We start from the raw sequence: 23,442 nt of genomic DNA, 5'->3' as shown, positions 1-23,442 counted from the left end.
ATTTCCAGGTTACGGGGATGTAGTGTAGAATGCTGCGTTTTCGCACTGAAAAACGTCAGGCTAAGAACAGCGGCCTCCAGGAATTCGTAAGGCATAATTATTTAACTATATGAAGAACATACGTAACTTTTCGATCATTGCTCACATTGACCACGGTAAGTCGACGCTGTCTGACCGTATTATCCAGATTTGCGGTGGCCTGTCTGATCGTGAAATGGCAGCCCAGGTACTGGACTCCATGGACCTGGAACGCGAACGCGGTATCACCATTAAAGCGCAGAGCGTGACGCTCGACTATAAGGCGTCCGACGGTGAAACCTATCAACTGAACTTTATCGACACCCCGGGCCACGTTGACTTCTCCTATGAAGTGTCACGTTCCCTGGCCGCCTGTGAAGGTGCGCTGCTGGTGGTGGATGCCGGGCAGGGCGTAGAAGCCCAGACTCTGGCGAACTGCTACACGGCAATGGAAATGGATCTCGAAGTGGTGCCGGTGCTGAATAAAATCGACCTGCCTGCCGCCGATCCCGAGCGCGTAGCGGAAGAGATTGAAGATATCGTCGGCATCGATGCGACCGACGCGGTGCGCTGCTCGGCCAAAACCGGCGTCGGCGTTCCCGACGTGCTGGAGCGTCTGGTGCGCGATATTCCGCCACCGGAAGGTGATCCTGAGGCACCACTTCAGGCACTGATCATCGACTCCTGGTTCGATAACTACCTCGGCGTGGTCTCGCTGGTGCGTATTAAAAACGGCACCATGCGTAAAGGCGACAAAATCAAGGTGATGAGCACCGGGCAGGTCTATAACGCAGACCGTCTGGGGATCTTCACGCCAAAACAGGTTGACCGTACCGAGCTGAAATGCGGCGAGGTAGGCTGGCTGGTTTGCGCCATTAAAGACATCCTCGGCGCGCCGGTGGGCGATACCCTGACGCTGGCTCGCAATCCGGCGGACAAAGCGCTGCCGGGCTTCAAAAAAGTGAAGCCGCAGGTTTACGCGGGTCTGTTCCCGGTCAGCTCTGACGATTACGAAAACTTCCGTGACGCGCTCGGCAAGCTGAGCCTTAACGATGCTTCCCTGTTCTACGAGCCAGAAAGCTCCACGGCGCTGGGCTTTGGCTTCCGCTGCGGCTTCCTCGGCCTGCTGCACATGGAGATCATTCAGGAGCGTCTGGAGCGTGAATACGATCTGGATCTGATCACCACCGCGCCAACGGTAGTCTATGAAGTAGAAACCACGTCGAAAGAGGTGATCTACGTCGATAGCCCGTCCAAGCTGCCGCCGCTGAACAACATTTATGAGCTGCGCGAGCCAATCGCGGAGTGTCACATGCTGCTGCCGCAGGAGTTCCTTGGCAACGTGATTACGCTGTGTATTGAAAAACGCGGCGTGCAGACCAATATGGTTTACCACGGTAACCAGGTTGCGCTGACCTACGAAATCCCGATGGCTGAAGTGGTGCTCGACTTCTTCGACCGTCTGAAGTCTACCTCTCGCGGCTATGCGTCGCTGGACTACAACTTCAAACGCTTCCAGGCATCGAACATGGTTCGCGTGGATGTGTTGATTAACGGCGAGCGTGTTGATGCGCTGGCGCTGATCACCCACAACGACAACGCACCGTACCGTGGTCGTGAGCTGGTTGAGAAGATGAAAGAGCTGATCCCGCGTCAGCAGTTCGACATCGCGATTCAGGCGGCTATCGGCAACCACATCATCGCGCGTTCTACCGTGAAACAGCTGCGTAAAAACGTTCTGGCGAAATGCTACGGCGGTGACGTCAGCCGTAAGAAAAAGCTGCTCCAGAAGCAGAAAGACGGTAAGAAGCGTATGAAGCAGGTTGGTAACGTTGAGCTGCCGCAGGAAGCATTCCTTGCCATTCTTCACGTTGGTAAAGACGGCAAATAACCTTAAGGAGTTGGCATGGCGAACATGTTTGCCCTGATCCTGGTCATTGCTACCCTGGTAACAGGGCTGTTGTGGTGTCTGGATAAGTTTATTTTTGCGCCAAAACGCCGTGAACGTCAGGCTGCCGCACAGGCAGCCACGGGCGACGCGCTTGACGCAAAGACCCTGAAGAAAGTTGGCCCTAAACCGGGCTGGCTGGAAACGGGCGCATCGGTATTCCCGGTGCTGGCGATTGTTCTGGTGGTCCGTTCGTTTATTTACGAACCTTTCCAGATCCCGTCAGGTTCGATGATGCCAACGCTGCTGATCGGCGATTTTATTCTGGTCGAGAAATTTGCCTACGGCATTAAAGATCCTATTTACCAGAAAACGCTGATCGAAACGGGTCATCCAAAACGTGGCGATATCGTAGTCTTTAAATATCCGGAAGATCCGCGTCTTGATTACATCAAGCGTGCGGTGGGTCTGCCGGGCGATAAAGTCACCTACGATCCGGTTGCGAAAGAAGTGACCGTCCAGCCGGGCTGTAGCTCCGGTACTGCGTGCGAAAATGCGCTGCCAATCACCTACTCAAACGTTGAGCCAAGTGATTTTGTGCAGACCTTCGCCCGTCGTAACGGCGGCGAGGCGACCAGCGGTTTCTTCCAGGTGCCGAAAGACCAAAGCAAAGATAACGGCATTCGTCTGACCGAGCGTAAAGAAACGCTGGGCGATGTGACGCACCGTATTCTGACCGTGCCAATCGCGCAGGATCAGGTAGGTATGTATTACAAACAGCCGGGTCAGCAGCTGGCGAGCTGGATTGTTCCACCGGGACATTACTTCATGATGGGTGATAACCGCGATAACTCCGCGGACAGCCGTTACTGGGGCTTTGTGCCGGAAGCCAATCTGGTCGGTAAAGCAACCGCAATCTGGATGAGTTTTGAGAAGCAGGAAGGCGAATGGCCGACCGGCGTTCGTCTGAATCGTATCGGCGGAATCCATTAATTCTCAATAAATAGACGCGTAGCCACCTTAATAAGTGGCTACGTGAATTATTTAAGCGATAAATCTCTTCGAACTAACGACATCCCCTGTCGTTGTGTATAGAATATTCCCCCGAAGTTTAAGGTTGGCCCTGCAAGGGTGCCACGGCACACGAAACCGCGTTGGTTTTCTCAGGTCGGTTTCGTGTGCTGCATTTTTGACGCATTCATTTATTGGTATCGCATGAACCCCATCGTAATTAATCGGCTTCAACGGAAGCTGGGCTACACTTTTCAGCATCAGGAGTTGTTGCAACAGGCATTAACCCACCGCAGTGCCAGCAGCAAACATAACGAACGTCTTGAATTCTTAGGCGACTCGATTTTAAGTTTCGTGATTGCAAATGCCCTCTATCATCGTTTTCCGCGCGTGGACGAAGGCGATATGAGCCGCATGCGCGCCACGCTGGTTCGTGGGAATACCCTGGCGGAAATCGCTCGCGAATTTGAACTGGGCGAATGTCTGCGTCTTGGGCCGGGCGAGCTGAAAAGCGGTGGTTTTCGCCGTGAATCCATTCTCGCTGATACGGTCGAAGCCTTAATTGGTGGTGTTTTCCTGGACAGCGATATTCAGACTGTCGAAAAGCTGATCCTGAACTGGTATCAGACACGTCTGGACGAAATCAGTCCGGGCGATAAGCAAAAAGATCCGAAAACCCGTTTGCAGGAATATTTGCAGGGTCGCCATCTCCCGCTGCCATCCTATCTGGTGGTGCAGGTGCGTGGTGAAGCACACGATCAAGAATTTACCATTCATTGCCAGGTCAGCGGCCTGAGTGAACCGGTGGTCGGCACAGGTTCCAGCCGTCGTAAGGCGGAACAGGCTGCCGCCGAACAGGCGTTAAAAATACTGGAGCTGGAATGAGCGAAGACAAAACCTATTGCGGATTTATTGCCATCGTCGGACGTCCGAACGTGGGCAAATCCACCCTGCTGAATAATCTGCTGGGTCAGAAGATTTCGATTACCTCACGTAAGGCGCAAACCACGCGCCACCGCATCGTGGGGATCCATACTGAAGGCGCGTATCAGGCGATTTACGTCGATACCCCCGGCCTGCATATGGAAGAGAAGCGCGCGATCAACCGCCTGATGAACAAAGCGGCGAGCAGCTCTATCGGTGACGTTGAGCTGGTCATTTTCGTTGTGGAAGGCACCCGCTGGACGCCGGACGACGAAATGGTGCTGAACAAGCTGCGCGACGGTAAAACGCCGGTGATCCTGGCCGTGAACAAAGTGGATAACGTGCAGGAAAAAGCCGATCTGCTGCCGCACCTGCAATGGCTGGGTAGCCAGATGAACTTCCTCGATATCGTTCCGCTGTCCGCAGAGACCGGTCTGAACGTCGACACCATCGCGGGTATCGTGCGTAAGCATCTGCCGGAAGCTATCCATCACTTCCCGGAAGATTACATCACCGACCGCTCCCAGCGTTTTATGGCCTCTGAAATCATCCGTGAAAAGCTGATGCGTTTCCTGGGTGCGGAGCTGCCGTATTCTGTGACCGTTGAAATCGAACGTTTCCAGAGCAACGAGCGCGGCGGCTACGACATCAACGGCCTGATCCTCGTTGAGCGTGAAGGGCAGAAGAAGATGGTGATTGGTAACAAAGGCGCCAAGATCAAAACCATCGGTATTGAAGCCCGTAAAGACATGATGGACATGTTTGAAGCACCGGTTCACCTGGAACTGTGGGTGAAAGTGAAATCTGGCTGGGCCGATGATGAGCGTGCTCTGCGCAGCCTCGGTTACGGCGAAGACCAGTAGCCTAAGACGACGAGTATGATGGAGGGATGGCAGCGCGCCTTCGTCCTGCATAGCCGTCCCTGGAGCGAAACCAGCCTCATGCTGGACGTCTTCACGGAAGAGTCCGGTCGCGTGCGCCTTGTGGCAAAAGGCGCACGTTCCAAACGTTCTAACCTGAAAGGCGCTCTACAGCCTTTCACGCCGCTGCTGGTACGCTTTGGTGGGCGAGGGGAAGTCAAAACCCTGCGCAGCGCTGAAGCCGTTTCTCTGGCGCTTCCCCTTTCCGGCATCACGCTTTACAGCGGTCTGTACGTCAACGAACTCATTTCACGGGTTCTTGAACATGAGACTCGCTTCTCTGAACTTTTCTTCGATTATCTGCACTGTATCCAGGCGCTCGCTGGCGCTACGGGCACGCCTGAACCTGCCCTGCGTCGCTTTGAGCTGGCGCTGCTGGGGCATCTTGGCTACGGCGTGGATTTCCTGCACTGTGCCGGTAGCGGTGATGAGGTCGAGGATACGATGACCTACCGCTACCGCGAGGAAAAAGGCTTTATCGCCAGCGTGGTGGTGGATAACAATACTTTCACCGGACGCCAGCTCAGGGCGCTGTACGAGCGCGAGTTCCCGGATGCCGATACGCTGCGGGCGGCAAAACGCTTTACCCGCATGGCGCTGAAGCCGTATCTTGGCGGCAAGCCCTTAAAGAGTCGCGAATTATTCAGGCAGTTTGTGCCCAAACGTTAGTGTTTTACACATCACCCTTCTCCCGGAGGGAGAGGGGGAATGAACAAAATTACCGAGGATTGTCATGGCTGAATTACTGTTAGGCGTCAACATCGATCACATCGCCACCCTGCGCAACGCGCGCGGTACGGCTTATCCCGATCCGGTTCAGGCGGCGTTTATCGCTGAACAGGCTGGCGCCGACGGCATTACCGTCCACCTGCGTGAAGACCGTCGCCATATCACCGATCGCGACGTGCGCATTCTGCGTCAGACGCTGGACACCCGCATGAATCTCGAAATGGCGGTCACGGAAGAGATGCTGACGATTGCCTGTGACACCAAACCGCATTTCTGCTGCCTGGTGCCGGAAAAGCGTCAGGAAGTGACCACCGAAGGCGGTCTGGACGTTGCCGGACAGCGTGACAAAATGCGCGATGCCTGCAAGCGCCTGGCCGATGCGGGGATTCTGGTTTCCCTGTTTATTGATGCAGATTTCGAGCAAATCAAAGCCGCTGCCGACGTGGGCGCACCTTACATCGAAATTCACACCGGCTGCTACGCCGATGCTAAAAATGATGCCGAACAGGCGAAAGAGCTTGAGCGTATCGCGAAAGCGGCGACCTATGCTACAAGCCTGGGCCTGAAGGTGAACGCCGGACACGGCCTGACCTATCACAACGTGAAGCCCATCGCCGCGCTGCCGGAGATGCACGAGCTGAACATCGGTCACGCGATTATTGGCCGCGCGGTGATGAGCGGTCTGAAAGAGGCGGTATCAGAAATGAAGCGCCTGATGCTGGAAGCGCGTCAGTAATGGCCATTCTGGGCTTAGGCACGGATATCGTTGAAATAGCCCGCATTGAAGCGGTGATCGCCCGTAGCGGCGATCGCCTGGCGCGTCGCGTGCTGAGCGACAACGAGTGGGCTATCTGGGAAGCGCACCAGCAGCCGGTGCGTTTTCTGGCTAAACGTTTTGCGGTAAAAGAGGCGGCGGCGAAAGCCTTTGGTACGGGTATTCGTAACGGCCTGGCGTTTAACCAGTTCGAAGTGTTTAATGATGAACTGGGCAAGCCGCGCCTGCGTTTGTGGGGCGAGGCGCTAAAGCTGGCTGAGAAGCTTGGCGTGAACCATATGCACGTCACGCTCGCCGATGAACGGCACTACGCGTGTGCGACGGTGATTATCGAAAGTTAAAGTTTATCCGCGTGGTGCATCAGGACAAACTTATCCCAAAGCTGCTCTTCGCTCTCAACGTGTGCCGGATCTTTCAGGATCGTATTGGGGATAGGGCACACCTTCTGGCAGGTCGGCGTTTCATAGTGGCCGATGCATTCGGTGCAGCGGTCGCTGTTAATCTCATAAATGCTGTCACCCATCGAAATCGCCTCGTTAGGGCATTCGGGCTCGCACATATCGCAGTTGATGCATTTTTTGGTGATTAACAGCGCCATCAGGAAATTCTCGGAAACAACACAAACAGGGCGGGCATTATACGCGCGTTATCTGTTCAAACCAATTTTTTTACCAGCTCTTCGCTGTGGCGAATACGCTCCGGCGCATTCTCCAGATCCTGCTGCACCAGGGCCATAAACAGCAGGTCGGTGAGCATCATTTGCGCGCTGGTAGAGGAAATCGCCGCGCTGCGCGTGGCCTGCTCTTCGGCAATGGTGTACAGGCAGCGCGTCGCCCGCTGCTGGAGCGCGTTCGGCGTAAACCCGGTGATGGCGAGGATTTTACCGCCCACGCGCAGGGCTTCGTCGGTGGCCATATTGATCTCGCGGCGCTCGCCGGAATAAGAGATCGCCAGCAGCAGATCGTCAGGATCCATCGCCTGCACCGTGGCCAGCAGGGCGTGCATATCCAGCTCGACGATGGCGTTATAGCCGATTTTGGTCAGCTTCCAGCCGAAGTTGCGCGCCACCAGACCGGATGCGCCGATCCCGGTCAGCACGATGCGCCGCGCCCCGCGCAGCATCGCCACGCTCTCCAGCAGCTTCTCTTCGGTATTCACGTCGAGAGTGGCGTGCATCGCCGCGACGTTCTCTTTAATCAGCTTCTCGCCCACCAGCCGCATCGGATCGTCGCCGCGGATCTGGTTATGCACCGGCATGGACTGCGGGTTTGGATTGCTCACCAGCGCTTCGCTAATCGCCAGCTTCAGCGCCGGAAAGCCCTTAAAGCCTATCTTCTGGGCAAATTTCACCACGCTGGACTGGCTCACCCCGGCCTCGCTCGCCAGCTGCTGGGAGCTCAGATGACGGGCGCGGTCGGGCTGCGACAGCAGAAAATCCGCCAGCTTTTTATCGCTTTGCGCAAAGCCCGCGTAACGCTGGCGAATGCGGATTAAACAGTTCATACGTTCTCCTGGCGAAAATGTGATTGCTGCTGCAAATAAGGATTTTGCTCGCCTGAATGAATTTTATATTCCATTATAGTGAGATTATGATGAATTAAAAATTCTTGAGGTAAAAAAATGAATCTTGGTTCACTTGTTTCAGAAACGCGTAATCCACAAACCATGGATCTGGATGCCCTCTCCACGCTGGAGCTGGTTCACTGCTTTAATCAACAGGATACGCTGGTCGCCCAGGCGGTGAAAGAGACATTACCGGAAGTGGCAAAGGCTGTCGATGCGGCAGCGACGGCGCTGAAAGCCGGTGGCCGCATTATTTACATGGGGGCGGGCACCAGCGGGCGTCTTGGCGTGCTGGACGCATCCGAATGTCCGCCAACCTTCGGCGTGCCGCATGGTCTGGTCGTCGGCCTGATTGCCGGGGGCCCGGGCGCGCTGCTAAAAGCGGTTGAAGGAGCGGAAGACAACAAACAGCTGGGCGAAGACGATTTGAAGGCGCTGAACCTGACCGCAAGCGACCTGGTTGTTGGCCTGGCAGCGTCCGGGCGTACGCCTTACGTCATCGGCGGGCTGGAATATGCCAACCAGACGGGCTGCACCACGGTGGCGATCTCCTGTAACCCTGGCTCCCCGATTGCCCAAGTGGCGGCCATTGCTATCTCTCCGGTGGTTGGCCCCGAGGCGCTGACCGGCTCCACGCGTCTTAAGTCCGGCACCGCGCAAAAGCTGGTGCTGAACATGATCTCTACCGGGGCGATGGTCAAATTCGGCAAGGTGTATCAGAACCTGATGGTCGACATGCAGGCCACCAACGTCAAGCTGGTGGACCGCGCCTGCCGCATGGTGGTGGAGGCCACGGGCGCCAGCCGCGACGAGGCGGAAAGCGCGCTTAAGCAGACGGATTACAACGTCAAGCCAGCCATTCTGATGATCCTGAGCGGGCTGGATGCCGCGGCGGCCAGAGCGAAGCTCGATGCGCACAACGGATTCTTACGGGCGGCATTAGAAAATTAAAACAGAGGCGTCTATGGAAAAAACAGCAGCGCTCGCCAGCGGTATCTTGCAGGGGATCGGCGGGAAGAAAAATATTCAGCGTCTGGAAAACTGCATGACGCGCGTGCGCGTTGAGGTGCATGACGATGACCAGCTTGACCTGGCGCATCTGAAGCAGCTTCCCGGCGTGAGCGGATACGTCAAACAGGGGCAGCAGCACCAGCTGATTGTCGGGCCGGGCAAAGCCGCGCAGGTGGTGGACGCCATGCGCACGCAGATGGGCGGCGAGGCCACGTTTGACGACGCCGAGCGCACCAAAGCGCAGGCCAAAGCGAAGTATAAAGCGCCAATGAGCGACGCGCTGCGACAGCTGGCGAACGTCTTTATTCCGCTTATTCCGGCGTTTATCGCCTCGGGGCTGATCACCGGGATTATTAATATCCTCAAGCGCCCGGATATCGTCGGGGACTTCGCGACGCAGTATCCGAACATGCTGGGGATCCTGGGGATTTTCGGCAGCGCGGTGTTTGCCATCATGAACATTCTGGTGGGGGTCAACGCCGCCAAAGTGTTCGGCGGTTCGCTGGCGATGGGCGGGGTGATGGCGGGCATTCTCTCCAGCCCGCAGCTGGCGCAGATCACGCTGTTTGGCGAGGCGCTTCAGCCGGGACGCGGCGGGGTGATCGCGGTGCTGCTGGTGGTGATTCTGATGTGCTGGATTGAGAAAAAGCTGCGCACGCTGCTGCCCGGCTCTATCGAGCTTATCCTTAACCCGCTGCTGACCACCCTCATCACCGGCAGCGTGGCGATTGTCGCGCTGCAACCGCTGGGCGGATGGATCTCCGAAGCCATCGCCCACGGCGCGTCGCTGGCTATCGATCGCGGCGGCTTGCTGGTGGGGGCGGTGCTGTCAGGCACCTTCCTGCCGCTGGTGCTGACGGGGCTGCATCAGGGGCTGGTGCCTATCCACGTTGAGCTGGTGCAGGCGCACGGGTACAACGCGCTGCTGCCGATTTTGTCGATGGCGGGCGTGGGGCAGGTGGGGGCGGCCATTGCGGTACTGATGAAGACCCGCAACGCGAGGCTGAAAAAGGTGATCAAAGGGGCGCTGCCGGTCGGGCTGCTGGGTGTCGGCGAGCCGCTGATTTTCGGCGTCACGCTGCCGCTGGGTAAACCCTTCCTTGCCGCCTGTCTGGGTGGTGCGGTAGGCGGGGCGCTGATCAGCTACTGGAAGGTGGCGACGGTGATCACCTTCGGGATTTCCGGTTTACCGCTGGCATTAACCATCGTGACCGGAAAAGTCATGCTCTATCTGTTAGGCTATTTAGTAGCGGTAATCGCCGGGTTCATGTTTACCTGGCTGTTAGGATTTAACGACCCAGAGGAGTAAGGTTTGGCTAATCACGAGCGTCGCGTTGTCTTTTTTGACCTGGATGGAACGCTGCATCAGCAGGATATGTTCGGAACGTTTATGCGTTATCTGCTGCGGCGTCAGCCCCTGAATGCGTTGCTCGTGCTTCCGCTCTTACCGGTGATTGGCCTGGCGCTGCTGGTTAAAGGCCGCGCCGCCCGCTGGCCCATGAGCCTGCTGCTGTGGGGATGTACCTTTGGGCACAGCGACGCGCGCCTTAAACAGCTCGAACGGAACTTTGTGCAGTGGTTTCGCGGTCACGTCACCGCGTTTCCCGTGGTTCAGCAAAGGCTCACCAACTATCTTGCCGAAAACGATGCCGATATCTGGCTGATCACCGGCTCCCCGCAGCCGCTGGTGGAGCAGGTCTATTTCGATACCCCGTGGCTGCCGCGTGTGAATCTTATCGCCACTCAGGTTGCGCGGGGCTACGGCGGCTGGGTGCTGACCATGCGCTGCCTGGGACATGAAAAAGTGGTGCAGCTTGAGAAGCAGATCGGCACGCCGCTGCGTCTTTACAGCGGCTACAGCGACAGCAAGCAGGACAACCCGCTGCTCTATTTTTGCCAGCACCGCTGGCGCGTTACGCCGTCCGGTGAACTTCAGCAACTCGAATAGACAAATTCATACACTAAATCATTCAAGTTGGATCAAGGCGGCAAGTCTGGGGTGAGCAGACGCAGCCAACGCAGAGGCGGCTTGAAGGATGACGTGTATATAGCGGGTGTGTATAATGCCGCCCGCTTTCAACTGGAGTACTTACCGTTGTCCACCCCTGAACTGAATCACGAATACTGGATGCGCCACGCGCTGACGCTGGCGCAACGTGCCTGGGAAGAGGGCGAAGTGCCCGTGGGCGCGGTGCTGGTTCATAACAACCAGGTGATTGGTGAAGGCTGGAATCGCCCGATCGGTCGTCACGATCCGACCGCGCACGCTGAAATCATGGCGTTACGCCAGGGCGGGCTGGTGCTGCAAAACTATCGCCTGCTCGATACCACGCTGTACGTCACCCTTGAGCCGTGCGTGATGTGCTCGGGCGCAATGGTACACGGCCGTATCGGCACGCTGGTGTTTGGCGCGCGGGATGAAAAAACCGGCGCGGCGGGATCCCTGATGGACGTGCTGGGCCATCCCGGCATGAATCATCAGGTGAATATTATCGGCGGGGTGCTTGCACCAGAATGTTCGGGTCTGTTGAGTGACTTCTTTCGAATGCGCCGGCAGCAGAAAAAGCAACAAAAGGCAGAATTGAAGCAGGCGGGCGATTAAGCTCGTCCGGTGCCACTACCGGATAACTCTGCGCCAGCTGTTGCGCCTCGGCGGCCTCTTTTTCCTTCTCCAGCAAATATCCCACCAGGCTTATCTGATACTTACGGATATTCTCCACGTACGCGTAGGCCTCGTGACCGCGCGCGTAGCCGTAGGTCAGCTTGTTGTACCAGGGCTTCTGGCTCAGGAGCGGCAGACGCTGTTTTACGTCAGACCAGCTGTCCGGATTCCCTTTGGTTTTCGCCGTCAGCGCGCGCGCGTCGAGCATATGCGCGTAGCCCATGTTGTAGGCCGCCAGCGCAAACCAGATGCGCTCTTCCTCCGGCACCGTTTCCGGCACTTTAGTCATCATATCCTGCAAATAGCGCGCGCCGCCGCTGATGCTCTGCTCGGCGTCGGTGCGATCCGTCAGGCCGAGGCTCTGGGCGGTATTTTTGGTGAGCATCATCAGCCCGCGCACGCCGGTGGGGGAGGTGGCCTGGGTGTCCCAGTGGGATTCCTGATAGGAGATTGCCGCCAGCAGGCGCCAGTCGATCTCCTGGGCATATTTCTCGAACAGAGGCTGGAGATCGGGCAACACGCTGTCGACGGCGCGCAGGAAGCTGCGGGTGTCAACGTAGTCAAAATCATCGCCGTGGCCGAGGTACTTCTCTTCCAGGCGCGCCAGCGTGCCGTCTTCGTTCATGGTGTTGAAGAAATCGAGCATCGCGGCTGACAGGGTTTGATCGTTATCGAGCTGGCTAAACCAGGTCACGGGCTGCTCGTCGGTCACGTCCAGCGCCACGGCGATTTCCGGATGCACGCGCTGGAAAAGGCTAATCGCCACCGAGTCCGCGACGGTGTAGGCCAGCTTTTTGTCTTTCACCTGTTCGAGCAGCGCGGTGGTTCCCAGCTTCGGATCGACCTTCCAGCTTAAATCAGGGAATTGCTTCTCTTTAAGAACGCGCAGATCGTCAATCGCCACGCTGCCCGGCGCGATGGTGAGCTGCTGCTCGTTAATCGAGGCCAGCGAGCGCGGGCGCAGGTTACCCACGCGGTACACCAGCTGCTGAGAAACAGAGTAATAGGTCGGGCCTGGCTGATAGTTTTTGCTGCGCTCGCTGTTATAAACCAGCCCGGCGGCCAGCACGTCGGCGTTGTCGTTATCGAGATCGTCAAACAGCTGGCTGATGTTCTGGCGCACGGTGATTTTCAGCTTCACGCCGAGGTAATCGGCAAACTGCTGGGCCAGCTCGTAGTCCAGACCGATGAGTTTGCCGTTGATGTCGCTGTAGATCAGCGGAGAGGTCAGGGTACTGACGCGCAGCTCTCCCCGCGCCTGGATGGCGGCAATACGGTTTTCGGCTTTGCCGAACCAGGGGATTGAAGGCCAAAGGGCCACTGCCAGCAGCAACGTCACTATGCCGATGAGCAGATAATTAATCTTTAATTTTTTCAATTAGTTAATTCTCTGCGCCGGGAAGTGCCTCAGTATGCTGTCGCCATGTTAAGAATAGGGTTTGCCATTGAATGAGCGGCATTTTGCGTAAACTTGCGCCAGTTGGCAACCCATTAGAGAAACAGGTCACATCTATTGATAAACGTCTGCGCAAATTTTATTTCGACGCAAACGGTTTCGTCGGCGCTCAGGATTCTCTATAATGACGCCCGTTTTCCCCCCCTTGCGCACACTGTAAGCGCCTCAGGCGCTTCGAAGACGAGAGACTTATGATGGAAATTCTGCGTGGTTCGCCTGCACTGTCTGCCTTCCGTATCAACAAACTGCTGGCACGTTTTCAGGCAGCCGACCTTCCGGTAAGCAATATTTACGCTGAGTATGTCCATTTTGCTGACCTGAATGCTCCCCTGAATGCAGAGGAACGCGTACAGCTTGAACGCCTTCTCAAGTATGGCCCAAGCCTGAGCAGCCATACGCCGATCGGCAAACTGATTCTGGCCACGCCGCGCCCTGGCACCATCTCCCCCTGGTCTTCCAAAGCCACCGACATCGCCCACAACTGCGGCCTGAACCAGATTACCCGTCTGGAGCGCGGCGTCGCCTATTACGTTGAAGCCTCGACCCTGACCGCTGAACAGTGGCAGACGGTGGCCGCAGCGCTGCACGATCGCATGATGGAGAGCGTGTTTACCTCTCTGGACGACGCGCAGAAGCTCTTCTCGCACCATCAGCCTGCGCCGGTACAGAGCGTGGATCTGCTGGGGCAGGGCCGTCAGGCGCTGATCGACGCCAACCTGCGTCTGGGTCTGGCGCTGGCGGAAGACGAAATCGACTATCTGCACGACGCGTTCGTTAAGCTCAACCGCAACCCGAACGACATCGAACTCTACATGTTTGCGCAGGCTAACTCCGAGCACTGCCGCCACAAGATTTTCAACGCCGACTGGATTATCGACGGCGAACAGCAGCCGAAGTCGCTGTTCAAGATGATCAAAAACACCATGGAACAGACCCCTGACCACGTGCTGTCGGCCTATAAAGACAACGCCGCGGTAATGGAAGGCTCCGAAGTGGGCCGCTTCTTCGCCGATCGCGAAGCGGGGCGCTATGACTTCCATCAGGAGCCTGCGCATATCCTGATGAAGGTCGAAACCCATAACCACCCGACGGCGATCTCGCCGTGGCCGGGTGCGGCGACCGGCTCCGGCGGTGAAATCCGTGACGAAGGGGCAACCGGACGCGGCGCGAAGCCAAAGGCCGGGCTGGTGGGCTTCTCCGTATCCAACCTGCGTATCCCGGGCTTTGAGCAGCCGTGGGAAGAGGACTTCGGCAAGCCGGAGCGCATTGTCACCGCGCTGGATATCATGACCGACGGCCCGCTGGGCGGCGCGGCGTTCAACAACGAATTTGGTCGCCCTGCGCTGAACGGCTATTTCCGTACCTACGAAGAGAAGGTTGAGAGCCACAACGGCGAAGAGCTGCGCGGCTACCATAAGCCGATCATGCTGGCGGGCGGGATCGGCAACATCCGCGCCGATCACGTGCAGAAAGGCGAGATCGTGGTGGGCGCGAAGCTGATCGTCCTCGGCGGCCCGGCGATGAACATTGGTCTGGGCGGCGGGGCGGCGTCTTCTATGGCATCCGGCCAGTCCGATGCGGATCTTGATTTTGCTTCCGTACAGCGCGACAACCCGGAAATGGAGCGTCGCTGCCAGGAAGTGATCGACCGCTGCTGGCAGCTGGGCGACGCTAACCCAATCCTCTTTATTCACGACGTGGGCGCGGGCGGTCTGTCTAACGCCATGCCGGAGCTGGTGAGCGATGGCGGTCGCGGCGGGCGTTTCAACCTGCGCGATATCCTGAGCGACGAGCCGGGAATGAGCCCGCTGGAGATCTGGTGTAACGAATCCCAGGAGCGCTACGTGCTGGCGGTGGCCGCCGATCAGCTGCCGCTGTTTGACGAGCTGTGCCGCCGCGAGCGCGCGCCGTATGCGGTGATTGGTGAAGCCACCGAAGAGCAGCATCTCTCCTTAAGCGATACCCATTTCGACAACCAGCCTATCGATCTGCCGCTGGACGTGCTGCTCGGCAAAACGCCGAAGATGACCCGCGACGTGCAGACCCGCAAAGCGGCGGGCAAGGCGCTGGATCGTCAGGACATTACCGTGGCCGACGCGGTAAACCGCGTGCTGCACCTGCCTGCCGTGGCGGAGAAAACCTTCCTCGTGACCATCGGCGACCGTACCGTGACCGGCATGGTGTCGCGCGACCAGATGGTCGGCCCGTGGCAGATCCCGGTGGCAAACTGCGCCGTTACTACCGCGAGCCTCGACAGCTACTACGGCGAAGCGATGGCGCTCGGCGAACGTACCCCGGTGGCGCTGCTGGACTTCGCGGCCTCGGCCCGTCTGGCCGTGGGCGAAGCGCTGACCAACATCGCCGCCACGCAGATTGGCGATATCAAACGCATTAAGCTCTCCGCAAACTGGATGGCCGCAGCCGGTCACCCTGGTGAAGACGCGGGCCTGTATGAAGCGGTCAAAGCGGTGGGCGAAGAGCTCTGTCCTGCGCTCGGCCTGACCATTCCGGTGGGTAAAGACTCCATGTCGATGAAAACCCGCTGGCAGGAAGGCAGCGAGCAGCGCGAAATGACCTCGCCGCTGTCGTTAGTGATCACCGCCTTTGCGCGCGTGGAAGACGTGCGTCACACCATTACGCCGCAGCTGTCCACCGACGATAATGCCCTGCTGCTAATTGACCTCGGCAAAGGCCATAACGCGCTCGGTGCCACCGCGCTGGCGCAGGTTTACCGCCAGCTGGGCGACAAGCCTGCCGACGTGCGCGACGTGGCGCAGTTAAAAGGTTTCTACGATGCCGTTCAGGCGCTGGTTGCGCAGCGTAAGCTGCTGGCCTACCACGACCGTTCCGACGGCGGCCTGCTGGTCACGCTGGCAGAGATGGCCTTCACCGGCCACTGCGGCGTGGAAGCCAACATTGCGACGCTCGGTGACGATCGTCTGGCGGCGCTGTTTAACGAAGAGCTGGGCGCGGTTATTCAGGTGCGCGCAGAAGACCGTGACGCGGTTGAAGCGGTGCTGGCGCAGCACGGTCTGGCGGACTGTGTGCATTATCTTGGTAAAGCGGTGCAGGGCGATCGCTTTGTGATTGAAGCCGACGGCCATGCGGTGTTCAGCGAAAGCCGCACCACGCTGCGTATGTGGTGGGCAGAAACCACCTGGCAGATGCAGCGTCTGCGTGATAACCCGGAATGTGCCGACCAGGAACATGACGCAAAGGCCAACGACAACGATCCGGGCCTGAACGTGAAGCTCTCCTTCGACATCAACGAAGACATTGCCGCACCGTACATCGCGACCGGCGCGCGTCCAAAAGTGGCCGTACTGCGCGAGCAGGGCGTCAACTCCCACGTTGAGATGGCGGCGGCGTTCCACCGCGCGGGCTTTGACGCTATCGACGTTCACATGAGCGACCTGCTGGCCGGGCGTACCGGTCTGGAAGATTTCCAGGCGCTGGTGGCCTGCGGCGGTTTCTCCTACGGCGACGTGCTGGGGGCGGGCGAGGGCTGGGCGAAGTCCATCCTCTTCAACAACCGCGTGCGCGACGAGTTCGAAACTTTCTTCCACCGTCCGCAGACGCTGGCGCTGGGCGTGTGTAACGGCTGTCAGATGATGTCTAACCTGCGCGAGCTGATCCCGGGCAGCGGCGCCTGGCCGCGCTTTGTGCGTAACCAGTCCGACCGCTTCGAAGCGCGTTTCAGCCTGGTTGAAGTGACGCAAAGCCCTTCTCTGCTGTTGCAGGGGATGGTCGGCTCGCAGATGCCGATTGCGGTTTCCCACGGCGAAGGCCAGATTGAAGTGCGCAACGCCGCGCACCTGGCCGAGCTGGAAAGCAAAGGCCTGGTGGCGCTGCGCTTTGTCGATAACTTCGGCAAAGTCACCCAGACCTACCCGGCGAACCCGAACGGCTCGGCGAACGGCATTACGGCGGTGACCACTGAAAACGGCCGCGTGACGATCATGATGCCGCACCCGGAGCGCGTGTTCCGTACCGTAAGCAACTCCTGGCACCCGGAAAACTGGGGCGAGGACAGCCCGTGGATGCGTATCTTCCGCAACGCGCGTAAACAGCTGGGATAATTTCACCTAAATTTCCCTTCCAGGCCCGGCAAGCGTACGCGACGCCGGGCTTTTTTGTATCTGTCGCAAAATCGCGACATTCCCTTAACATCGCTGTCGTCAATTGGAGACATATAAGTTATTGATTTTTATGGGATGGAAAACGTTCCCGATAAGGTGTTGCTAATTAGCGACAGTTAGCGCAAAAATCATTCAGAGCCTAATGATTCTGTTTTTCATTAAAACACCTTATTTATCAGTGGCATAATTTATTTATTTGCAATCTGGCACGGGTGTTGCATAATAATAAGCAGTGGCTCATTCACCTTCTTATGTCAGCCCCTTCGGGACGCGCTACATAAACTTCGAATGACGCACAAACAGGTGCCTGCCGTCCAACTACTGATAAAAGCATTGCTTATCAGGCCAGGGCGAAACGTCGAGTAAGGCACCGCCTCATTCCATAACAAAGCCGGGTTTTTACCCGGCTTTGTTGTATCTGAAGGGCAGACTCGCTACGCTCTCCTGAAACCCACATGAAGAGAGTAATGTGTTGAAACGCTGGTCCCTTTTCCCTCGCTCATTGCGACAGCTCGTGATGATGGCGTTCCTGCTGATCCTGCTCCCTCTGCTGGTGCTGGCGTGGCAGGCGTGGCAAAGCCTTAACGCGCTCAGCGCGCAGGCGGCGCTGACCAACCGGACCACGCTTATCGACGCCCGGCGCAGCGAAGCGATGACCAACGCCGCGCTGGAGATGGAGCGCAGCTATCGTCAGTACTGCGTGCTGGACGACAGCACCCTGGAAAAGGTCTATCAAAATCAGCGCAAGCGCTACAGCGAAATGCTCGACGCCCACGCGGGCGTGCTGCCGGACGACAAGCTTTATCAGGCGCTGCGCCAGGATCTGAACGATCTGGCCCAGCTTCAGTGTAAAAACAGCGGCCCGGATACCGCCGCCGCCGCGCGTCTTGAAGCCTTCGCCAACGCCAATACCGAGATGGTGCAGGCCACGCGAACGGTGGTCTTCTCCCGCGGGCAACAGCTGCAACAGGAAATCGCCGAGCGCGGTCAGTTCTTCGGCTGGCAGGCGCTGGTGCTGTTTTTAGTCAGCCTCGGGCTGGTCTTACTCTTTACCCGCATGATCATCGGCCCGGTGAAGGGCATTCAGCGAATGATCAACCGCCTGGGCGAGGGGAAATCCCTTGGCGATACGGTAGCCTTTAAAGGGCCGCGCGAGCTGCGTTCGGTCGGGCAGCGGATTATCTGGCTTTCAGAGCGTCTGGCCTGGCTGGAGTCTCAGCGTCATCAGTTCCTGCGCCACATCTCCCACGAGCTTAAAACCCCGCTTGCCAGCATGCGTGAAGGGACCGAGCTGCTGGCGGACGAGGTGGCCGGGCCGCTCACCGTCGAACAAAAAGAAATTGTCGATATTCTCGATGCCAGCAGCCGCAATCTGCAAAAGCTCATTGAACAGCTGCTGGACTACAACCGTAAGCTTGCAGACGGCGCGGTGGCGCTGGAGAGGGTCGAGATTGAACCGCTGGTCGATATGGTGATCTCCGCCCATAGCCTGCCAGCACGAGCTAAAATGATGCATACCGAAGTGGATCTCAGCGAGTCGGCCTGCCTTGCCGAGCCGATGCTGCTGATGAGCGTGCTGGATAATCTTTATTCCAATGCGGTGCACTATGGTACTGAATCCGGTAACATTTATATCCGTAGCTATACGAATGGCTCACGGGTGCTAATTGATGTAGCCAATACGGGAACCCCGATCCCTGATGAAGAAAAGGCGATGATTTTTGAACCCTTCTTCCAGGGAAGCCATCAGCGAAAAGGGGCGGTAAAAGGAAGCGGTCTGGGGCTGAGCATTGCCCGCGACTGCATACGACGGATGCAGGGTGAGCTCCATATCGCCAGTGACGATCGCTCAGACGTCTGCTTCCGCATTGAACTGCCTCTTGAGCCGGAAAAATCAATAAAATGAATCTATGTCTGGTGAGTATGTCACACGTCTTTTTTCGCGCCGCGCGCGCGGTGTTTTCCAGCAAAAAATTACGCCTGAGTCTGCCCTGTATTCTGCTGGCAGGCTGTGTTTCCCATGCACCCAAAAGTGCAATCGAAGATAAAAAAGAGGCCACCTGGCCTGAAAATCAGCTGGCCGATTTCCTGACCACCCGCTGCGACGATATCTGGAACTTATCGGGGCACGACGTTGAAGCGAACCCGCTGTTCTGGCTGCGCGGCATCGACTGTTCGCAGCGGCTTTCGCCCGCCACCGCGCGCGCCCAGGCCGCGATGTTAAATGACGATACCTGGCAGGCGCTGTTCAAGCGGGCCATTTTGCTGGCGGATGCCAAAATTACCCCCGTTGAGCGTCGCGCCAATACCGCGCGTCTGGATCTGCTTGCCGCAAATATTCCGGGGCAGGTGCGCCCGGTGTATCAGCTCTGGCGTGACGGGCAGGTGCAGCAGCTTCAGCTGGCGGAAGAGCGCTCTCGCTACAGCAAGCTCCAGCAAACCACCGATGCCGAGCTGGATACGCTTCGCCAGCAGCACGACTCCTTGCGCGCGCAGCTTGATACCACCACGCGCAAGCTGGAAAACCTGACCGATATCGAAAGACAGCTCTCAACGCGTAAGCCGGCGGGCAACTACCTGCCGGATGGCTCGAAGGGGAATCCGCCATCCACCTCGTCGGACCCGGACAGCGACACGCAGAAACAAGAGGATGTGAAGCCATGACAAGCCGCAAACCTGCCCATCTCCTGCTGGTGGACGACGATCCGGGACTGCTCAAGCTGCTGGGGATGCGCCTGGTCAGCGAAGGCTACAGCGTGGTCACCGCCGAAAGCGGGCAGGAAGGGCTGAAGGTGCTCAATCGCGAGAAGATTGACCTGGTGATCAGCGACCTGCGCATGGACGAGATGGACGGGATGCAGCTTTTTAGCGAGATCCAGAAGCAGCAGCCGGGAATGCCGGTGATCATCCTTACCGCCCACGGCTCTATCCCGGACGCGGTGGCGGCGACCCAGCAGGGGGTGTTCAGCTTTCTCACCAAACCGGTGGATAAAGACGCGCTCTATAAGGCGATCGACAGCGCCCTTGAACACGCTGCGCCGTCGGGCGATGAGGCCTGGCGCGAATCCATCGTCACCCGCAGCCCGATTATGCTGCGCCTGCTCGAACAGGCGCGAATGGTGGCGCAGTCCGACGTCAGCGTGCTGATTAACGGCCAAAGCGGGACGGGTAAAGAGATCCTCGCCCAGGCTATCCACAACGCCAGCCCGCGCAGTAAAAACGCCTTTATCGCCATTAACTGCGGCGCGCTGCCGGAACAATTACTGGAATCCGAACTGTTCGGCCACGCGCGCGGAGCCTTTACCGGGGCGGTGAGCAGCAGGGAAGGGCTGTTCCAGGCGGCGGAGGGCGGCACGCTGTTTCTGGATGAAATCGGGGATATGCCCGCGCCGCTCCAGGTTAAACTGCTGCGCGTGTTGCAGGAGCGCAAGGTGCGCCCGCTCGGCAGTAACCGCGATATCGACATTAACGTGCGGATTATTTCGGCGACCCACCGCGACCTGCCAAAAGTGATGGCGCGGAACGAGTTCCGTGAAGATCTTTATTATCGTCTGAACGTGGTGAACCTGAAGATCCCCGCGCTGGCCGAGCGCGCGGAAGATATTCCGCTGCTGGCGAACCATCTTCTGCGCCAGTCTGCCGATCGTCACAAGCCGTTTGTACGGGCGTTTTCCACTGATGCCATGAAGCGCTTAATGACCGCCAGCTGGCCGGGGAACGTTCGCCAGCTGGTTAACGTTATCGAGCAGTGCGTGGCGCTGACCTCATCGCCGGTTATCAGCGACGCGCTGGTGGAGCAGGCGCTGGAAGGGGAAAACACCGCGCTGCCCACCTTTGCCGAGGCGCGAAACCAGTTTGAACTGAACTACCTGCGCAAGCTGTTGCAGATAACCAAAGGCAACGTCACCCACGCGGCGCGTATGGCCGGGCGCAACCGCACCGAGTTCTATAAACTGCTCTCGCGGCATGAGCTTGAAGCGAACGATTTTAAAGAGTAGTACCGCAAAATCTGAATGAATATGATACTGTGAGCAACCGATTACGAGGCAGCTTACTGGCAAGAGTTTAAGGACCCACCATGAAAAAGATTGATGCGATTATTAAACCTTTCAAACTGGACGATGTGCGTGAAGCGCTGGCAGAAGTCGGCATCACCGGGATGACGGTGACGGAAGTGAAAGGTTTTGGTCGCCAGAAAGGCCACACTGAACTGTACCGCGGCGCGGAGTACATGGTGGACTTTCTGCCGAAAGTGAAAATCGAAATCGTGGTGAGTGACGATATTGTGGATACCTGCGTGGATACGATTATCCGCACGGCGCAGACCGGTAAGATCGGCGACGGGAAGATTTTTGTCTTCGACGTGGCGAGAGTGATTCGAATTCGTACCGGGGAAGAGGATGATGCGGCGATTTAAGTCGCGCGCAGTTTAACTTCTCTTGTAAACAGGTGGAATGGTTCCGTTCACTATGACACCTCTGCTAATTGTGTCACCCGCTGCGGTGAACGTGTAAAGGGGGCTATCGCGCCCCCTTTACAATCCCGGCTCCCGGCCATGAAAATCGTCGCTTCGCGATTCCCTCGGCTTATTCACCTCCTCTTCGGGTCGGGCGCGATGTCACATCCCTGTGACTCGCACCCTCTCCGCGCATCCCTGCGCGTCGACCCGGCTACGGTGAAACGCCTCGGCGATTTTCTGCCGGACTAGCGTTCCCTTAACGTTCTCTGCGGTTTGAAAAAGCCGGGTGGCGCTTACGCTTACCCGGCCTACAACTAGCTCGAACATGTAGGCCGGGTAAGGCGCAGCCGCCACCCGGCGAAAAAAAGCCCCTCGAACGAGGGGCTTTTTCATCACAAAACCTTATGCGGCCCAAAACACTCGTAATGGATATTATCTTTATCCACCCCCAGCTCAACGAGCTGCTTCGCCGCATACTGCATAAACGCCACCGGGCCGCACACGTAAAACTGCATCTCCGGTGCGCTAAACGCCCCTTCGAGCGGGCGTAAATCCATCAGCCCTTCGCTGTCAAAACGCGCCGCCGCACGATCCGCATCCGTTGGCTGACGATACCAGGTATGCGCCGTAAAGCGTGGTAACGTTGCCGCCAGCGCCTTCACCTCATCCCCGAAGGCATGAACGTCACAATTTTCCGCCGCGTGGAACCAGTTTACCTGCGCGCTGTGGTGGGACTTTGCCAGCGTATCGAGCATCGCCAGCATCGGCGTTTGACCGACACCCGCCGAAATCAGCGTCACCGGCGTATTCGCCTCAACCGCCATAAAGAAATCACCCGCCGGGGCAGCAAGATGGACCACGTCGCCGACGTTCGCATGATTGTGCAGCCAGGTGGAAACCTGCCCGCCGTCTTCGCGCTTCACCGCAATGCGATAGCCTTTACCGTCTGGCTTGCGGGTCAGTGAATACTGACGAATTTCCTGATGCGGGAAACCTTCTGGCTTAAGCCACACGCCCAGATACTGGCCCGGCTGGTAGTCGGCGACAGGCTTGCCGTCGACCGGCTCGAACTCAAAGCTGGTTATCAGCGCGCTGCGCGGCGTTTTCTCGACGATGCGGAAGGCGCGAGTCCCTTCCCAGCCGCCGTTTTTGCTGGCGTTCTCGCTGTAGATCTGCGCTTCACGATTGATAAACACGTTTGCCAGCACGCCGTAGGCTTTACCCCACGCGTCCAGCACCTCCTGACCCGGGCTGAACATCTCGTCCAGCGTCGCCAGCAGGTGAGCGCCCACGATATTGTACTGCTCGGGTTTGATCTGGAAGCTGGTATGTTTCTGCGCGATTTTTTCTACCGCCGGCAGCAGCGCCGCCAGGTTTTCAATATTGCTGGCGTAGGCCGCAATCGCATTGAACAGGGCTTCACGCTGATCGCCGTTACGCTGGTTGCTCATGTTGAAAATCTCTTTCAACTCCGGGTTATGGGCAAACATGCGATCGTAAAAATGGGCGGTGAGTTTAGGGCCGGTTTCAACCAGCAGGGGAATGGTAGCCTTAACGGTAGCGATGGTTTGAGCGTCTAACATAGCAACTTCCTTCAATTGTTATCCTAATGATGCATTTTAAATGCATCTTATAAAAATACCCCTGCAATGTAAATGGTTCTTTGCATCGTGAAAAATATGCATCACAAACCTGAAAAGAATTCCGTTGAAACGGGGGAGGGCTTTATTCGTCAAACCCTTGCGTGGCGGGCAGGTAAACGTTTGCGTAAAATCGTTTGTCAAGACCTGTTATCACAGAACGATTCGGTTATACTGTTGCCCGTTGTCCATCAGGACTGCCTTTTTAGGGCAAAAATTTACTTGTTAGCTGAGTCAGGAGATGCGG

At 57.6% G+C, this 23,442-nt stretch carries 20 protein-coding genes; 16 read left to right on the top strand and 4 right to left on the bottom strand.

The window, feature by feature from the left end:
- The first annotated feature begins 109 nt into the window (after positions 1–109).
- From lepA to acpS, 7 genes are all read left to right on the top strand, one after another.
- The gene (lepA, locus tag ACSVHP_RS13725) at positions 110–1,909 is read left to right on the top strand and encodes a translation elongation factor 4 (RefSeq protein ID WP_234671398.1); all 1,800 of its coding nucleotides are present in this window, start codon (positions 110–112) and stop codon (positions 1,907–1,909) included.
- Positions 1,910–1,924: 15 nt separating this feature from the next.
- The gene (gene lepB, locus ACSVHP_RS13720) at positions 1,925–2,899 is read left to right on the top strand and encodes a signal peptidase I (RefSeq protein ID WP_417315495.1); all 975 of its coding nucleotides are present in this window, start codon (positions 1,925–1,927) and stop codon (positions 2,897–2,899) included.
- Positions 2,900–3,121: 222 nt separating this feature from the next.
- Positions 3,122–3,802 (top strand): ribonuclease III, encoded by a 681-nt coding sequence (rnc, locus tag ACSVHP_RS13715; RefSeq protein WP_234671385.1) that lies wholly within the window; start codon positions 3,122–3,124, stop codon positions 3,800–3,802.
- Complete coding sequence (era, locus tag ACSVHP_RS13710; RefSeq protein ID WP_234671375.1) at positions 3,799–4,704, top strand: GTPase Era; 906 nt, start codon at positions 3,799–3,801, stop codon at positions 4,702–4,704. The genes rnc and era overlap by 4 nt, the downstream gene beginning before the upstream one ends.
- A gap of 18 nt (positions 4,705–4,722) precedes the next feature.
- Positions 4,723–5,430, top strand: a complete 708-nt coding sequence (gene recO, locus ACSVHP_RS13705; RefSeq protein WP_447552186.1) for a DNA repair protein RecO — start codon at positions 4,723–4,725, stop codon at positions 5,428–5,430.
- 64 nt (positions 5,431–5,494) lie between these two features.
- A complete protein-coding gene (gene pdxJ / locus ACSVHP_RS13700) occupies positions 5,495–6,226 on the top strand; it encodes a pyridoxine 5'-phosphate synthase (protein WP_447552175.1) in 732 nt (243 codons plus the stop codon).
- Positions 6,226–6,606 carry a holo-ACP synthase gene (gene acpS, locus ACSVHP_RS13695; protein WP_152081881.1) on the top strand — a complete coding sequence of 127 codons (381 nt, stop codon included), beginning with the start codon at positions 6,226–6,228 and terminating at the stop codon, positions 6,604–6,606. Before pdxJ ends, acpS begins: the two co-directional genes overlap by 1 nt.
- Here acpS and ACSVHP_RS13690 read toward each other — a convergent pair.
- Together ACSVHP_RS13690 and ACSVHP_RS13685 are read right to left on the bottom strand one after the other, a co-directional pair.
- Positions 6,603–6,863, bottom strand: coding sequence for a YfhL family 4Fe-4S dicluster ferredoxin (locus tag ACSVHP_RS13690; protein ID WP_014071370.1), 261 nt, complete (start codon positions 6,861–6,863; stop codon positions 6,603–6,605). The two genes, acpS and ACSVHP_RS13690, sit on opposite strands and share 4 nt — an antisense overlap.
- A gap of 56 nt (positions 6,864–6,919) precedes the next feature.
- Positions 6,920–7,768, bottom strand: a complete 849-nt coding sequence (locus tag ACSVHP_RS13685) for a MurR/RpiR family transcriptional regulator (protein ID WP_234671363.1) — start codon at positions 7,766–7,768, stop codon at positions 6,920–6,922.
- 117 nt (positions 7,769–7,885) lie between these two features.
- Here ACSVHP_RS13685 and murQ point away from each other — a divergent pair, with 117 nt between their 5' ends.
- The 4 genes from murQ to tadA all read left to right on the top strand — a co-directional run bounded on the left by murQ (position 7,886) and on the right by tadA (position 11,441).
- The gene (gene murQ / locus ACSVHP_RS13680; protein ID WP_447552174.1) at positions 7,886–8,779 is read left to right on the top strand and encodes an N-acetylmuramic acid 6-phosphate etherase; all 894 of its coding nucleotides are present in this window, start codon (positions 7,886–7,888) and stop codon (positions 8,777–8,779) included.
- A 13-nt stretch (positions 8,780–8,792) separates the two neighbouring features.
- Positions 8,793–10,148, top strand: coding sequence for a PTS transporter subunit EIIC (locus ACSVHP_RS13675; RefSeq protein WP_447552173.1), 1,356 nt, complete (start codon positions 8,793–8,795; stop codon positions 10,146–10,148).
- Between the two features lie 3 nt (positions 10,149–10,151).
- Positions 10,152–10,787: a phosphatidylglycerophosphatase C gene (yfhb, locus tag ACSVHP_RS13670; RefSeq protein ID WP_447552172.1), complete on the top strand. Its 636-nt coding sequence runs from the start codon at positions 10,152–10,154 to the stop codon at positions 10,785–10,787.
- Positions 10,788–10,934: 147 nt separating this feature from the next.
- Positions 10,935–11,441: a tRNA adenosine(34) deaminase TadA gene (tadA, locus tag ACSVHP_RS13665; protein WP_447552171.1), complete on the top strand. Its 507-nt coding sequence runs from the start codon at positions 10,935–10,937 to the stop codon at positions 11,439–11,441.
- On the opposite strand, the gene mltF is transcribed toward tadA, so the two are convergent.
- Entirely contained in the window at positions 11,329–12,879 is a 1,551-nt protein-coding gene (gene mltF / locus ACSVHP_RS13660; RefSeq protein ID WP_417313270.1) for a membrane-bound lytic murein transglycosylase MltF, read from the bottom strand. The genes tadA and mltF overlap by 113 nt on opposite strands.
- 269 nt (positions 12,880–13,148) lie before the next feature.
- On the opposite strand from mltF, the gene purL reads away from it, so the two are divergent.
- From purL to glnB, 5 genes are all read left to right on the top strand, one after another.
- Positions 13,149–17,036, top strand: a complete 3,888-nt coding sequence (gene purL / locus ACSVHP_RS13655; RefSeq protein WP_447552170.1) for a phosphoribosylformylglycinamidine synthase — start codon at positions 13,149–13,151, stop codon at positions 17,034–17,036.
- A gap of 532 nt (positions 17,037–17,568) precedes the next feature.
- Positions 17,569–19,002, top strand: coding sequence for a two component system sensor histidine kinase QseE/GlrK (gene qseE / locus ACSVHP_RS13650; RefSeq protein WP_234671437.1), 1,434 nt, complete (start codon positions 17,569–17,571; stop codon positions 19,000–19,002).
- Positions 18,999–19,760 (top strand): two-component system QseEF-associated lipoprotein QseG, encoded by a 762-nt coding sequence (gene qseG, locus ACSVHP_RS13645; RefSeq protein ID WP_417313268.1) that lies wholly within the window; start codon positions 18,999–19,001, stop codon positions 19,758–19,760. The genes qseE and qseG overlap by 4 nt, the downstream gene beginning before the upstream one ends.
- Positions 19,757–21,094: a two-component system response regulator GlrR gene (gene glrR, locus ACSVHP_RS13640; protein ID WP_234671341.1), complete on the top strand. Its 1,338-nt coding sequence runs from the start codon at positions 19,757–19,759 to the stop codon at positions 21,092–21,094. Before qseG ends, glrR begins: the two co-directional genes overlap by 4 nt.
- Before the next feature lie 80 nt (positions 21,095–21,174).
- Positions 21,175–21,513 carry a nitrogen regulatory protein P-II gene (glnB, locus tag ACSVHP_RS13635; protein WP_003860685.1) on the top strand — a complete coding sequence of 113 codons (339 nt, stop codon included), beginning with the start codon at positions 21,175–21,177 and terminating at the stop codon, positions 21,511–21,513.
- Between the two features lie 434 nt (positions 21,514–21,947).
- Here the strand turns inward: glnB and hmpA are convergent, their stop codons facing one another.
- A complete protein-coding gene (gene hmpA, locus ACSVHP_RS13630) occupies positions 21,948–23,138 on the bottom strand; it encodes an NO-inducible flavohemoprotein (RefSeq protein WP_447552169.1) in 1,191 nt (396 codons plus the stop codon).
- Positions 23,139–23,442: the final 304 nt, after the last annotated feature.

The organism is Enterobacter sp. 186315 (assembly GCF_053290175.1).
The sequence above is the reverse complement of the archived record's forward strand: the minus strand, read 5'-3'. Positions and strand labels throughout refer to the sequence as shown.